Here is a 14,141-nt window from a genome sequence, read left to right on the forward strand (position 1 = left end):
GGCACACAGCACAAGGGCGGGCCGGCCCCTGGAGGGGCCGGCCCGCCCGTGAGCGACGAGGCTGCTACCGCACCGGCGTGAAGTCCCGTGCACCGATGAAGTCGGGACGCGGCACCGGCGCGGCGAACGGCTCCACCGCCGTGTTCTCCACGCTGTTGAACACGATGAAGACGTTGCTGCGCGGGTACGGGGTGATGTTGTCGCCCGAGCCGTGCATGCAGTTGCAGTCGAACCAGGTCGCCGACCCGGCCTTGCCGGTGAACAGGCGGATGCCGTGCTCGTCGGCGAAGCGGGTGAGCGCCTCGTCGGACGGCGTGCCGGCGTCCTGCATCTGCAGCGACTTCTTGTAGTTGTCCTTCGGCGTCTCGCCCGAGCAGCCCAGGAACGTCCGGTGCGACCCCGGCATGATCATCAGACCGCCGTTGGTGTCGAAGTTCTCGGTCAGCGCGATCGAGACGGAGACGGTGCGCATGTTCGGCAGACCGTCCTCGGCGTGCCACGTCTCGAAGTCCGAGTGCCAGTAGAAGCCCGAGGCGCCGAAGCCCGGCTTCACGTTGATACGGGACTGGTGGACGTACACGTCGGAACCGAGGATCTGCCGGGCTCTGCCCACCACCCGCTCGTCGCGGACCAGAGAGGCGAAGAGCTCACTGATCTTGTGGACCTCGAAGACCGACCGCACGTCCTGCGACTTGGGCTCGATGATCGAGCGCTCGTCGGCGCGCACCGCCGGGTCGCTGATCAGCCGCTCCAGCTCGGAGCGGTACAGGGTGACCTCGTCCTCGCCGATCAACTGGTCGACGGTGAGGAAGCCGTCCCGCTCGAAGCCCATGAGGTCGGTGGTGGCGATCGGCCCCGGGGCGCCCGGTGCCGACCAGACGACCGGGTCCTTGCGGGGAGTGAGTACCTCGCCGACGCCACGGGTCGGGTAGAGGTCGGTGCGTGCGGGTGCGGTGGTCATGGTTCAGCCCTCCTCTGTCAGCAGCGGGTACACGCCGTTCTCGTCATGGTCCTCCCGTCCGGTGACGGGGGGATTGAAGACGCAGACGCAGCGGAAATCCGTCTTGGGACGCATCGTGTGCTTCTCGTTCCCGTCCAGCAGGTACATCGTGCCGGGCTCGATCCAGTGGGTCTCGCCCGTCTCGTCGTTGGTCAGCTCGGCCTCGCCCTCGACGCAGAGCACGGCCTCGATGTGGTTCGCGTACCACATCGACGTCTCTGTACCCGCGTACAGCACGGTCTCGTGGAGCGAGAAGCCGACCTTCTCCTTGGCGAGCACGATGCGCTTGCTCTCCCAGGTGCCGGAAGCGGACTTCACATGGCGCTCGGTGTTCTCGATGTCCTTGAACGATCGGACGATCACGGTGCTTCTGTACCTCTCGGTCGTAGGGGTGGTCAGGCGGTCTCTCGGACGGAGCGAGCCAGGATGCGCAGGCCCTCGTCCAGTTCGTCGGCGGAGATGGTCAGCGGCGGCAGCAGCTTCACGACCTCGCTCTCCGGTCCCGAGGTCTCCAGCAGCAGTCCGAGCTCGAAGGCGCGGGCGCAGACGGCGGACGCGCGCGGCTTGTCCTCGAACTCCATGCCCCAGACCAGGCCGCGGCCGCGGAAGCTGACGCCCTCGCCGCCCATCTCGTCGACGAGTCCGAGCAGCGCACGCTCGACCTGCTCGCCGCGGGCGAGGGTCTGCTTCTCCATCTGACCGTCGGCCCAGTAGGTGTTGAGCGCCGCGGCGGCGGTCACGAACGCCGGGTTGTTGCCCCGGAACGTGCCGTTGTGCTCGCCCGGCTCCCAGATGTCCAGCTCGGGCTTGAACAGGGTGAGCGCGAGCGGCAGTCCGTAACCGCTGATGGACTTCGAGACGGTGACGATGTCCGGGACGATGCCGGCCTCCTCGAAGGAGAAGAAGCCGCCGGTGCGGCCGCAGCCCATCTGGATGTCGTCGACGATCAGCAGCATGTCCTGGCGGTGGCACAGGTCCTGCAGCGCGCGCAGCCATTCGGCGCGGGCCACGTTGATGCCGCCCTCGCCCTGGACCGTCTCGACGATCACGGCGGCCGGCTTGTTGAGGCCGGAGCCCTGGTCGTCGAGCAGCCGCTCGAACCAGAGGAAGTCCTCGACCTGGCCGTCGAAGTAGTTGTCGAACGGCATCGGCGTGCCGTGCACCAGCGGGATCCCGGCGCCGGCCCGCTTGAAGGCGTTGCCGGTGACGGCGAGCGAGCCGAGCGACATGCCGTGGAAGGCGTTGGTGAACGAGACGACCGACTCGCGGCCCTTCACCTTGCGGGCGAGCTTGAGTGCGGCCTCGACGGCGTTGGTGCCCGTCGGGCCGGGGAACATGACCTTGTACGGCAGGTCACGCGGCCGCAGGATCACGTTCTGGAACGACTCCAGGAACGCGCGCTTGGCGGTGGTGGCCATGTCCAGGCCGTGGGTGATGCCGTCGCGCTCGATGTAGTCGATCAGCGCGCGTTTCAGCACCGGGTTGTTGTGCCCGTAGTTGAGCGATCCGGCGCCGGCGAAGAAGTCGAGGTAGGTGTGGCCGTCCTCGTCGTGGAGGTAGCTGCCCTGCGCGCGGTCGAACACGGCGGGCCAGCCGCGGCAGTAGCTGCGCACCTCGGACTCGAGGGTCTCGAAGACGCTCAGGGCGGGCGGGGTGATGGTCACAGCGAACTCCAGGGGGTGGGGTCGGGCGCGAGAGGTCTGGGATGACACGTCGGCGGTCACGTGCCGTGCCGGCGCGTGGCCGCGCGGCGTGTGTCAGGCAGCGACGGGGCCGATGCGGTACAGCACTTCCGGCTGGTGGGTTCCCTCGGGGAACAGCTCGCCGTCGAAGAGGACTTCGCGGCTGAGGGATGCTCCCTGGCGCTTGGCGTAGGAGGTGAACAGGGCGTCGGAGGCGGTGTTGTCCGGGGTGATGGTCGTCTCGATCTCGCGAACTCCGTGTCCGCCGGCGACCTTGGAGGTCAGCGCGTCCAGCAGGACGCCGGCCAGCCCCCGGCCCCGGTGTGCACGGTCGACGGCCACCTGCCAGACGACGAGCGCCTCCGGGCGGTCGGGGCGTACGTATCCGGTGACGAAGGCGACGGGTGCTCCGTCATGGTCGCGAGCCACGACGGAGGTGGCTGCGAAGTCGCGACACCACAGCAGGTAGCTGTACGAGGAGTTGAGGTCCAGGACCTCGGAGTCGCGGGCTATGCGCCAGATCGCGGCTCCGTCCTCCACTCGCGGGGTGTCGATCTCCAGGAATTCGTCTCGGGCTCGTACAAGGTCTTCTTGTGCGGCGGTCATGTCGATTCAATTTACCGAGCAAATTCAAAGAATGCATCGGTCGGAGGGGTTGGGTGGTGAGAGCCCTTGTGTTATCACGCGTGCGCGAGCCGATCGCCGATCACCCGGTGAACAGGCGGCTTTGCCCGGAAAAATCCTCGGATACCGACCTCGATGTGTGGTCGGTCACATGTCGGTAACCCAGTTGACATGTGATTGAATCGGCTCCCGAACCGATATGAATCTCTACGTTTAGCCGTGGAGATCGGGGGCAGCAGAATGCGGGGAGCTGTTTACTTCATTTGCTCCCCGCATTTTCTTTTACGCTGTCGCCCGCCCTGAAAATATGTTTACGGAAATCCGGTCGGTCCGGCTACTTCCAGTTCTCCCCGGCGGCCCGGCGCGCGGCCTCGAGGTCCACCGGCCTGCCGTGCTCGGCCAGTGCGCCGCCCAGTGCCGCGAGCGAGGACTGCACCACGCCGCGGGTGGCGTCGGGGCCGTAGTGGTTGACCCGGACCATCTCCGTCGCCAGCGCACCGCCACCCGCGATCAACGGCAGCGACGGGTCGGCGGCGAGCGCCTTCGCCACCAGGTCGCGGGCGTCCACCCCCTCGGGAGCGCGCAGCGTCGTGGCCACCGGAGCCGCGTCACGCGCCTCGTGGACGTACGGGGTGAGGCCGCCGCCGAGCGCGACCGCGCCCGCCCGCGTCGCCGCCGCGGCGCAGGCGTGCCGGGTCGTCACCGCGTCCAGGCCCTCCGACTCGATCCGCTCCAGGCAGGCCTCGAGCGCCAGCATCTCCAGCTGGGCGGGCGCGTGGAGCAGCGCCTTGCGGCCACCGTCGATCCACCGCTGCTTCCAGTCGAGCAGCGACAGGTACGAGCTGCGCGGCGCGGCCGGGTTCGCCGCGATGCGCTCCCACGCCCGATCGCTCACGGACACGGCGGAGACGCCGGCCGGGCCGCCCATCGCCTTCTGGGCGCCGATCACGCACAGGTCCACACCCCAGGCGTCCGGGAGCAGCGGCTCCGCGGCGACGGAGGCGACCGCGTCAAGCATGAACAGCGCCCCGTGCGCCCGGACCACCTCGCCGATCTCGGCGACGGGGTTCGTGTTGCCCGTCGCCGCCTCCGCGTGCACCAGCGAGACGAAGTCGATCTCGGGACGGTCGGCCAGCGCCTGCGCCACCTGGTCGGCGCTCACCGCCGTGTGGAAGGGCACCTCGAGGTCCACGACGTGCGCACCGCAGTCGCGCAGCCAGTTGCCGAAGGTCTGCCCGTAGGGACCTGTGACCACGTTCAGCGCCGTGGAACCGGGGCGCGCGCCGCCGCGGATGCAGCCCTCCAGGGGAAGCAGCGCCTCGCCCTGCATGACGACCACGTCCTGATCGGTGCCGAGCAGGGCCGCGACCCTGCGCTCGATGGACGCGAAGTGCGCGGCGGTCAGCGGGGCCAGGTCCAGCAGCGGGTGTGTCACGGCGGCGCTCTGTTTCTCTCGGTTGTCCGGACGGCGGCCGGGACGGCGGCGGCGGCCGGGACGGCGGCCGCGACCAGGACGCTGTTCGGACAGTGTTCGGGCTCTCGCTCGAGGGTACCGAGCCCCTCGTACAGTTCCTGACATGAGTGATCACACGGTGCTGCATGTGAAGGGGCGGGTGCTCGTCGGGCCGGAGGAGGTGCGGGACGAAGTGTGGGCGGTGGACGGCCGGATCACCTTCGAGCGACCCCGCGCCGAGGCGGTCACCGTGCACGGCTGGGCGCTGCCCGGACTGGTCGACGCCCACTGCCATGTCGGCCTCGACCACCACGGCCCGGTCGACGCGGCGACCAGCGAGAAGCAGGCCCTGACCGACCGGGAGGCGGGGACGCTGCTGATCCGTGACGCCGGATCTCCCTCCGACACCCGCTGGATCGACGACCGCGAGGATCTGCCGAAGATCATCCGGGCGGGCCGGCACATCGCCCGCACCCGCCGGTACATCCGCAACTACGCGCACGAGATCGAGCCGGAGGATCTGGTGGCGTACGTGGCGCAGGAGGCCCGGCGCGGCGACGGCTGGGTCAAACTCGTCGGTGACTGGATCGAGCGGGAGGCCGGGGACCTGACCGCGTGCTGGCCGCGGGGGGCGGTGGAGGCGGCCATCGCGGAGGCGCACCGCCTGGGCGCCCGGGTGACGGCGCACTGCTTCGCGGAGGACTCGCTGCGCGATCTCGTCGAGGCGGGCATCGACTGCATCGAGCACGCGACCGGGCTCACCGAGGACACGATCCCGCTGTTCGCGGAGCGCGGTGTCGCCATCGTCCCGACGCTCGTCAACATCGCCACCTTCCCCGCTCTCGCGGCGGGCGGCGAGTCCAAGTTCCCCCGGTGGTCGGCCCATATGCGGCGGCTGTACGAGCGTCGCTACGACACCGTGCGCGCGGCGTACGACGCGGGCGTCCCGGTCTTCGTCGGCACGGACGCGGGCGGTTCCCTCGCACACGGGCTGGTGGCCGCGGAGGTCGCGGAACTGGTGAAGGCCGGCATCCCGCCGATCGAGGCGCTGTCGGCCACGGCATGGGGGGCCAGGAGCTGGCTGGGACGCCCGTCGCTCGAGGAGGGCGCTCCGGCGGACCTGGTGCTGTACGACGAGGACCCGCGGGCCGACGTACGGGTGCTGGCCGCGCCGCGCCGGATCGTGCTCGAGGGGCGGGTCGTCGGCTGACGGTCGTCGGGTGACGGAGGGCTTTCGGCCACAGACGGCCGCCGGGTCGGTCGACCGGCCGTGTCCCGGCGGCTCCGGCTGTCGTTGAAGCACCTTTCGCGTGCTTTCGCCCCCGCGCCGACGCGCCGCCCCGGGAGGGTGACGCGCGGGCCGTGGTGGAACGCCCGTGCCCGGAGAATCGAAAGCCAACTCGGAAGCCAATTCTGAAGCCACCCTTTGGAGTGAATTCGCTTCAGGTGTTCGTTAGTTCACTCTGCGTGCGCAAGAATCCCGGTGTCTCAGTCGCCGCCTCCCACATGTCCCTGTGGGACGAGTCGGCGACGTCAAGTCTCTGTGGGGGTTCCACCGCTTTGAACAGCAATACCTTCCGCATGCCCGTACGCCGGGCCGCCGCCGTGACGGTCGCCGCCGCGCTGGTCGCCGGACCCGTCGCGCTCGCCGTTCCCGCGCACGCCACCGGCGGTTCCGAGGGGCGTGCCACCGCGGTCGTGCTCCGCGCCGGTCTGGACGTCTCGCTGCTCGACAAGACCGTGCAGGTGCCGCTCAAGACCACGCTCAACGAGGTCCAGGCTCCCGAAAGCGCCGAGAAGACGGCGCTGAGCGTGAAGCTGGAAGACGTCGAAGGCGGCAGGCCGGTGCAGCTGCTGCGTGCCGACGTGGCCACGTCCAAGGCCACGGTCGAGGGCGCCAGGGCCGAGGGTTACAGCAACCTCGTCCGTGCCAAGGTGCACGTGCCCGGTCTCCCCGTGCTGTCCCTGATCGAGGTCGAGCAGGCCACCTCCAAGGCCGTCTGCGAGGCGGGCCGAGAGCCCGTCGCCGAATCGAACGTCCTGGGCCGGGTGACCGTCCTGGGCAAGAAGGCCACGCTCAGCGCGAGCGGCCCGACGCGTGTCCAGGTGGCGGGCGTGGGCGAGGTGAGCCTCGAACTGTCGAAGACACAGACCACGTCCCGTACGGCCGCGGCCACAGCGCTGCAGCTCAAGGTCTCCGTCAACCCGCTGGACCTGAACGTCGCCGAGGTCGAGGGCGACGTCACGCTCGTGGAGGCGACCTGCGAGTCGCCCGCCGCGGCGAACTCGCCCGCACAGCCGTCGGAGCCGGGTGCCCCCGGTGACGACCTGCCGGGCGACGACGCCCCGGCGGAGGACACGCCTGCCGGTGGCGACACCGGCGAAGGCGTCGTTCCCCAGACCGGCGAGGAGTCCCCGACGGAGAACCTCGCGGAGACCGGCGGCAGCTCCGCGACGCCGTACCTCGCGGGCGGCGCCGGCGTGCTGCTCGCGGCCGGTGTCGCGGCGACGATCCTCGCCCGCCGCCGCTCCAGGGCCTGACACCACCACGGTCGGCAGCCGTGACCGACCCGGCGTCCTTCACGGCCTGACGACCCGTCACAGCGACCGGCACCCTCTTGCGGAAGGAGGGGCCGGTCGCTTCGGCGATCGGGCCCTCAGTGGCCGACCATCGCCAGTGCCTGGTCGAGCGCCTGGAGGAATCGATTCGTCGTCATCCGGTCCCGGACCGCCAGCCGCAGCCATTCCTCGTCGAGTCCGGGGAACGTGTCGCCGCGGCGGGCGGCGAAGCCGAGCAGCCGCAGCCGGTCACGCACCTGCGCGGCACGCCGCACCCGCACGAGGACGAACGGCCCTTCCGCCGACTCCACGGCCCGCACCTCCTCGAACTCCGCCAGTCCCGCCAGCAGATGGGCACGGTCCGCGGCTGTCCGCCGTGCGGCGGCCTCCGCCTCGGCAAGGGCGGCAGGGCCCATGCACGCCTCTGCCGCGACCAGCGCGGGTGTGGACACCGGCCACAGCGGCTGAGCCCGCTCCAGGGCCGCGATCGTCTGCCGCTCCGCGAGTACGTAGCCGATCCGCAGGCCGGCGAGTCCCCAGGTCTTGGTGAGACTGCGCAGCACCACCAGGCCGGGCACATCCGTGCGTCCTGCCAGCGCCTCGCGTTCGCCGGGCACCGCGTCCATGAAGGCCTCGTCCACGACCAGCAGACGACCGGGCCGGGCCAGCCGGGCGATGTCCTGCGCCGGGTGCAGCACCGACGTCGGATTGGTCGGGTTGCCGATCACGACCATGTCCGCTTCGTCCGGTACGGCCTTCGGGTCGAGGCGGAAGCCGTCCTCCTCGCGCAGCAGCAGCCGATCCACGGTGTGCCCGGCGTCCCGAAGCGCGGCCTCGGGTTCGGTGAACTGCGGGTGCACGACCAGCGGCCGCCGTACCGGAAGGGCGCGCGCCAGCAGTACGAACGCCTCCGCCGCTCCCGCCGTCAGCAGCACCCGCTGCTCCGGCAACCCGTGCCGGCGGGCGACCGCGGCACGGGCCGCCCGGCCGTCGGGGTACGCCGCCAGCGAGCCGAGCGAGTCGGTGATGCGCTCGCGCAGCCAGCTCGGCGGGGTACCGGTGCGGACGTTGACGGCGAGATCGATCAGATCCGCCGCCCCGTCCCGTACCTCCGCGTCGCCGTGGTGACGCAGGTCGTGCCCGGTGGAGCGCTGCTGCGGCTCCTCGGGATGCTCGGGGTGCTCAGCGTGCGCGTACATGGCTGCCGTGCCGTGGTGGGGGTGAGCTGGTCACGGAAGTCTCCTCGGGTGTGGGGGGTGAGCGGTGCGGGTCGAACGGTGCAGTGTCGGACAATGCGGGATCGGGTGATGCGGGGTCGGACAATGCGGGATCGGGTGATGCGGGGTCGGACAATGCGGGATCGAACAGTGGTGAGCGTCGGGGAACATACGCACGACCGCCATCATGTCCCCTGCGGCCCGATCCCGGCAGAGGTCTGTGAAGTGCGCGACGGCCTGCGGGCGATCGCGCACGTCACACCCGGAGCCCGGCCCGTCGGGGACGACCGCCGTTTGGGCACGAGCAGTTGGCCGCCCTCCGCCAGCGCCGCGGCCTCCGCCACCGACGGCGTACCCACCGCGCGCAGTGACGCCGGGGACCGGTTCTCCACCGGCACCCGCGCAAGACGCCCCGCGCCGTACGTCAGCAGGGGGACGCCCAACCGATCGGCGGCGCCGACGACTCCGGGCTCCCCGGCCTTCGCGTCGACGGTCGCCAGCGCCATCACGTCGGCCCGGGACAGACCCGCCTCGCGCAGTGCCGTGACGACCAGCGTGTACACCTCGTCGACCGGCACGCCCCGTGACGCTCCCACACCCACGACCAGGTTCACGGTGTCGTTCACGGGGCGGCTCCTCGGGGCGGTGGTCGGCGGCTGGTCAATCGGGCGAATCGTGCGGTACCGGGATGTGCGCGAAGCCCCCCGAATCGGCTAGCAAGAGCACATGGCGGTGATCGTCGCGCTCGGCGCGTTCCTCATGACCCTCTTCGGAGGCTGGACGGCCGGTCGCGTCACCGACCGCCGGCATCTCGTCCTCGGCCTGGCGGGCGGCCTGATGCTCGGGGTCGTCGGCCTGGAACTGCTGCCCGAGGCGCTGGAGGCCGCGGGCGGGCCGGTGCTGGGAGTGCCGCGGGCGCTGCTGCTGTTCGTCGGCGGCTTCCTGCTGGCACACATGGTGGAACGGCTGCTGGCCGTGCGGCAGGCGGCGCACGGCGCGGACCACCGGGTCCCGCAGGTGGGCCTGACGGCGGCCGCGGCCATGGTCACCCACAGCCTGATGGACGGCGTGGCGCTCGGCGTCGCGTTCCAGGTGGGCGGCGGGATGGGCGCGACCGTGGCACTCGCCGTGATCACCCACGACTTCGCCGACGGGTTCAACACGTACACGATCACCAGCCTGTACGGGAACACCCGCCGCAAGGCGAACATGATGCTCGTCGCCGACGCGGCCGCCCCCGTCGTCGGGGCGGCGTCGACCGTGCTGTTCACTCTTCCTGAGGAACTTCTCGGCAGCTACCTCGGCTTCTTCGGCGGCGCGCTCCTCTACCTCGCCGCCGCCGAGATCCTGCCGGAGGCCCACCACGAACACCCCGCCCGGTCCACCCTGCTGTGCACCGTCGGGGGAGTGGGGTTCATCTGGCTGGTCGTCGGCGTGGCGGAGTGAGCGGAGTGAACGGAGCGGACCGGGTCCCGTCATGACCGGCAGGCCGCCACGAACCGGGCGGCCACCTCGGGCCGCGAGGTCCAGTGCGTGTGCAGGTAACTGGCGTGCACGCCCCGCTGCACGAATCCCTCCACCCGGCGCTCCGGCCGCACCATGCCCCAGGCGGGCACCGGCCCGGAGCCCGGTTCCAGCACCGTGCGGTGGAACTCGTGGCCCCGCAGCCGCGTTCCCGCGGCGGCCAGCGGACTGTCGCTCACCGCGACGGCCTCCCGGTAGCCGAGCGTCAGCCGTCCCGACATCCGCGCCTCGGCGTCGAGGACGCCGCACATGGGCCTGCCGTCCAGGGACCGGGCCAGGTACAGCAACCCGGCGCACTCGGCGGCGACGGGCGCCCCGGAGCGCGCCAGTTCGGCCACCGCCTTGCGCAACGGCTCGTTCGCGGACAACTCGGGCGCGTACACCTCGGGGAACCCGCCGCCGATGACCACCCCACGGGTCCCTTCGGGCAACTGCTCGTCCCGCAGCGGGTCGAAGCCCACCACCTCGGCGCCCGCGGCCCGCAGCAACTCGACGTGCTCCGCGTACGAGAACGTGAACGCCGCCCCACCGGCGACGGCGATCACCGGCCGTCGCGGGCCGTCGTCCCGCGCACCCCGGGCGAGAGCCGGAGCGTCCGCCCGCGGCCCCTCCTCACCGGTCCCGGGCACCCAGGGCGTCTCGCGCAGTGCCGGCGCGGACCGGGCCAGAGCCAGCAACGCGTCCAGATCGCACCCGGCGCGTACCTGCGCGGCCATGGCCCTGACGGCGTCCACCGCCTCGACGTGCCGTTCCGCGACCGGCACCAGCCCGAGATGCCGCGACGGCGTCGCCACATCGGCCGCACGCCGCAACACGCCCAGCACCGGTACTCCCGACCCGCCCAGCGCCTCCCGCAGCAGATGCTCGTGCCGGTCCGTGGCGACCTTGTTGAGGATCACACCGCCGATCCGCACCTCCGGGTCCCACGACGCGAACCCGTGCACCAGCGCCGCCACCGACCGCGACTGGGACGACGCGTCCACGACCAGCACCACCGGCGCCCGCAGCAATTTCGAGACCTGCGCCGTCGACGCCAGTTCGCCCTGGTCGGCGGCGCCGTCGTACAGCCCCATCACGCCTTCGACGACGGCGACGTCACTGCGCCGCGCCCCGTGCAGGAACAGCGGCGCGATCAGCTCCGTGCCGCACAGGTACGCGTCGAGGTTGCGGCCGGGCCGCCCCGTGGCCAGCGCGTGGTAGCCGGGGTCGATGTAGTCGGGGCCGACCTTGTGCGGCGAGACCTCGAGACCCCGCTCGGCGAACGCGGCCATCAGGCCCGTCGCGACCGTGGTCTTGCCCGCGCCCGACGACGGCGCGGCGATGACGAGACGTGCTACCACTCGATGCCCCGCTGGCCCTTCTGCCCCGCGTCCATGGGGTGCTTGACCTTCGACATGTCGGTGACCAGGTCGGCGAAGTCGATCAGCTTCTGCGGCGCGTTCCGACCCGTGATCACGACGTGCTGGGTGCCCGGCCGGTCGCGCAGCACCTCGATCACCTCGTCGGTGTCGATCCAGCCCCAGTGCAACGGGTAGGCGAACTCGTCGAGCACGTACAGCCGGTGCGTCTGCGCGGCCAGGTCCCGCTTGACCTGCTCCCAGCCCTCACGCGCCTTGTCCTCGTTGGACTGCTCGCCCTCCGCGGGCTCGCGCTGGATCCAGGACCAGCCCTCGCCCATCTTGTGCCAGGCGACCGTGCCGCCCTCGCCGCTGGCACCCAGCACCTTCAGCGCGTTCTCCTCGCCGACCTTCCACTTCGCCGACTTCACGAACTGGAAGACCCCGACCGGCCAGCCCTGGTTCCAGGCCCGCAGCGCGAGCCCGAACGCGGCCGTCGACTTCCCCTTGCCGATGCCCGTGTGCACGAACACCAGCGGGCGGTTGCGGCGCTGGCGGGTCGTGAGCCCGTCGTTCGGTACGACGGACGGCTGTCCCTGCGGCATTAAGCGGCCCTCCTGGCGGTGGTTACGTCCCGGACGTCCTTGACGAGCCCGGCGATCGATTCGGCCCGCAGCTCGTCGAGCGTGACGGCACTGCCGCCGAGCGATCCGGCGAGCGTGCCGGCCAGGCCGAGCCGCACCGGCCCGGCCTCACAGTCCACGACGACGGCCGCGGTCCCCTCACCGGCGTGCAGCCGGGCGGCGCGCAGCGCGGACCCGAAGGCGTCCCCGGCGCCCGCCGCGGTGGCGCGGCCGTCGGTCACGACCACCAGCAGCGGACGGCGCGACGGGTCGCGCAGCCGCTCGACGCGCAGCACGTCGTGGGCCTTGAGCAGCCCCTGCGCGAGCGGTGTACGGCCACCCGTCGGCAGCGACTCCAGCCGTACCGCGGCCGCGTCGACCGACGAGGTGGGCGGCAGCGCCAGCTCGGCGTCCTTGCCGCGGAACGTGATCAGGCCCACCTTGTCGCGCCGCTGGTACGCGTCGAGCAGCAGCGACAGCACCGCGCCCTTGACCGCGCCCATCCGCTTCCTGGCCGCCATCGACCCGGAGGCGTCCACCACGAACAGCACGAGGTTCCCCTCGCGGCCCTCGCGGGTCGCCTGCCGCAGATCGTCCCGGCGGACCACGAGACCCCGTCCGCTGCGCCCGCGGGCGCGCTGGTGCGGGGCGGCGGCCTGCACGGTGGCCGCCAGGTGCAGCTTGGTGAGCGCCCCTTGGGGGCGCCGTGAGCCGGTCGTACGCCCCTGCTCGGTACGCGCCCGGGACCTGCGCCCCGCCGCTCCCTCACCGAGGCCGGGCACGCTGAGCACCTTCGTACGGAACGGCTCCGCCGCGCGTACGGGCTGCTGCTGTCCGCCGCTCCCGGCACCGGGAGCCGGAGCGGGCGCGGACTCGGATCCGGCGGCTTCGGATCCGGCGGCTTCGGAGGCCTCCGGTGCGTCGGGGCCACCGCCCTGCGGCGGCACGCCGCCCCCTCCGCCACCGCCGGGTCCGCCCTCGGGCCCGGGCCCGCCGTCCGGGTCGGGGTCGGGGTCCGGTTCGTCCTCGCCCCCGCCGAACTCGTCCAGCGTCTCGTCGAGCTTCGACTCGTCCAGGCCCGGAGCGTCGAACGGAGCTCGCCGCCTGCGGTGCGGCAGGGCCAGCAGCGCCGCCTGGCGTACGTCCTCCTCCGTGACCTCGTCCCGACCCGCCCACGCCGCCAGCGCGGTCGCCGTACGGGCCATCACGATGTCCGCGCGCATGCCGTCGACCTCGAACGCCGCGCACGTCGCCGCGATCTGACGCAGCGCCACATCACCCAGGACGACGCCGGGCAGCAGTTCACGCGCCGCGACGATCCGCCCGCGCAGCGCCGTCTCCTCGCCCGCCCAGCGCGCCGCGAAGCCCGCCGGATCGTCGTCGTACGCCAGCCTGCGCCGTACGACCTCGACCCGCTGGTCGGGGTCGCGGGAGGCCGCGACCTCCACGGTGAGCCCGAAACGGTCCAGCAGCTGGGGCCGCAGCTCGCCCTCCTCTGGGTTCATGGTCCCGACGAGCAGGAAGCGGGAGGCGTGCCGTACGGAGACGCCCTCACGCTCGACGTAGGACGCGCCCATGGCGGCGGCGTCCAGCAGGAGATCGACGAGGTGATCATGAAGGAGATTCACCTCGTCCACGTAGAGGATCCCGCGGTGCGCGTCGGCGAGCAGCCCCGGCTCGAACGCCTTCACACCCTCCGAGAGCGCCCGCTCGATGTCGAGCGCACCGACGAGCCGGTCCTCGGAGGCGCCTACCGGCAGCTCGACCATGCGGGCGGGCCGTGCGGCACCCGGACCGGCTTCGTGCGGTCCGTCGGGGCACGAGGCGTCCGGCGCCGCCGGCGCACAGGAGAAGCGGCACCCGGCGACGACGCCGACATCCGGCATGAGCGACGCGAGCGCCCGCACGGCGGTGCTCTTCGCGGTTCCCTTCTCTCCGCGCACGAGCACACCGCCGACCGCCGGACTGACCGCGTTGAGCAGCAGCGCCAACCGCAGATCGTCCATCCCGACGACCGCGGTGAACGGATAGGGGGTGCTCATTCCTTGATCACTCCTTCGCAATTCGGGCCCGTCGGCACCCGGGGCGCGGTGGCCCGGTGACGGATCCACTGGAACGGGGC

Annotated in this window: 13 protein-coding genes; 3 read left to right on the top strand and 10 right to left on the bottom strand. The window is 71.7% G+C overall.

Annotated elements, in window-relative coordinates; genetic code table 11:
• Positions 1-64: 64 nt before the first annotated feature.
• From thpD to ACFYV1_RS11415, 5 genes are all read right to left on the bottom strand, one after another.
• Positions 65-961: an ectoine hydroxylase gene (gene thpD, locus ACFYV1_RS11395; protein WP_389395191.1), complete on the bottom strand. Its 897-nt coding sequence runs from the start codon at positions 959-961 to the stop codon at positions 65-67.
• A gap of 3 nt (positions 962-964) precedes the next feature.
• A complete protein-coding gene (locus tag ACFYV1_RS11400; RefSeq protein WP_389395192.1) occupies positions 965-1,363 on the bottom strand; it encodes an ectoine synthase in 399 nt (132 codons plus the stop codon).
• 32 nt (positions 1,364-1,395) lie between these two features.
• Positions 1,396-2,664 (bottom strand): diaminobutyrate--2-oxoglutarate transaminase, encoded by a 1,269-nt coding sequence (gene ectB / locus ACFYV1_RS11405; RefSeq protein ID WP_389395193.1) that lies wholly within the window; start codon positions 2,662-2,664, stop codon positions 1,396-1,398.
• A 93-nt stretch (positions 2,665-2,757) separates the two neighbouring features.
• Positions 2,758-3,288, bottom strand: coding sequence for a diaminobutyrate acetyltransferase (gene ectA / locus ACFYV1_RS11410; RefSeq protein WP_389395194.1), 531 nt, complete (start codon positions 3,286-3,288; stop codon positions 2,758-2,760).
• 352 nt (positions 3,289-3,640) lie between these two features.
• The gene (locus ACFYV1_RS11415; protein ID WP_389395195.1) at positions 3,641-4,741 is read right to left on the bottom strand and encodes a pyridoxal-phosphate-dependent aminotransferase family protein; all 1,101 of its coding nucleotides are present in this window, start codon (positions 4,739-4,741) and stop codon (positions 3,641-3,643) included.
• Positions 4,742-4,883: 142 nt separating this feature from the next.
• On the opposite strand from ACFYV1_RS11415, the gene ACFYV1_RS11420 reads away from it, so the two are divergent.
• Together ACFYV1_RS11420 and ACFYV1_RS11425 are read left to right on the top strand one after the other, a co-directional pair.
• A complete protein-coding gene (locus ACFYV1_RS11420; RefSeq protein WP_389395196.1) occupies positions 4,884-5,969 on the top strand; it encodes an amidohydrolase family protein in 1,086 nt (361 codons plus the stop codon).
• Positions 5,970-6,319: 350 nt separating this feature from the next.
• Positions 6,320-7,300 (top strand): SCO1860 family LAETG-anchored protein, encoded by a 981-nt coding sequence (locus tag ACFYV1_RS11425; protein ID WP_389395197.1) that lies wholly within the window; start codon positions 6,320-6,322, stop codon positions 7,298-7,300.
• 116 nt (positions 7,301-7,416) lie between these two features.
• On the opposite strand, the gene cobC is transcribed toward ACFYV1_RS11425, so the two are convergent.
• Positions 7,417-8,517: an Rv2231c family pyridoxal phosphate-dependent protein CobC gene (gene cobC / locus ACFYV1_RS11430; protein ID WP_389395198.1), complete on the bottom strand. Its 1,101-nt coding sequence runs from the start codon at positions 8,515-8,517 to the stop codon at positions 7,417-7,419.
• Positions 8,518-8,720: 203 nt separating this feature from the next.
• Entirely contained in the window at positions 8,721-9,161 is a 441-nt protein-coding gene (locus ACFYV1_RS11435; RefSeq protein ID WP_389395199.1) for a cobalamin biosynthesis protein, read from the bottom strand.
• Between the two features lie 100 nt (positions 9,162-9,261).
• Here ACFYV1_RS11435 and ACFYV1_RS11440 point away from each other — a divergent pair, with 100 nt between their 5' ends.
• Complete coding sequence (locus ACFYV1_RS11440) at positions 9,262-9,981, top strand: ZIP family metal transporter (RefSeq protein ID WP_389395200.1); 720 nt, start codon at positions 9,262-9,264, stop codon at positions 9,979-9,981.
• A 29-nt stretch (positions 9,982-10,010) separates the two neighbouring features.
• Here the strand turns inward: ACFYV1_RS11440 and ACFYV1_RS11445 are convergent, their stop codons facing one another.
• Genes ACFYV1_RS11445 through ACFYV1_RS11455 form a run of 3 tightly spaced genes read right to left on the bottom strand, consistent with a single transcriptional unit; the run spans position 10,011 to position 14,061 of the window.
• Positions 10,011-11,399 carry a cobyrinate a,c-diamide synthase gene (locus tag ACFYV1_RS11445; RefSeq protein ID WP_389395201.1) on the bottom strand — a complete coding sequence of 463 codons (1,389 nt, stop codon included), beginning with the start codon at positions 11,397-11,399 and terminating at the stop codon, positions 10,011-10,013.
• Positions 11,393-12,001: a cob(I)yrinic acid a,c-diamide adenosyltransferase gene (gene cobO / locus ACFYV1_RS11450; protein WP_389395202.1), complete on the bottom strand. Its 609-nt coding sequence runs from the start codon at positions 11,999-12,001 to the stop codon at positions 11,393-11,395. Before cobO ends, ACFYV1_RS11445 begins: the two co-directional genes overlap by 7 nt.
• Positions 12,001-14,061, bottom strand: a complete 2,061-nt coding sequence (locus ACFYV1_RS11455) for a putative cobaltochelatase (RefSeq protein WP_389395203.1) — start codon at positions 14,059-14,061, stop codon at positions 12,001-12,003. The genes cobO and ACFYV1_RS11455 overlap by 1 nt, the downstream gene beginning before the upstream one ends.
• Positions 14,062-14,141: the final 80 nt, after the last annotated feature.

Origin of the sequence: Streptomyces sp. NPDC003023, from assembly GCF_042888225.1 — a bacterium.
In the GTDB taxonomy this organism is placed as follows: domain Bacteria; phylum Actinomycetota; class Actinomycetes; order Streptomycetales; family Streptomycetaceae; genus Streptomyces.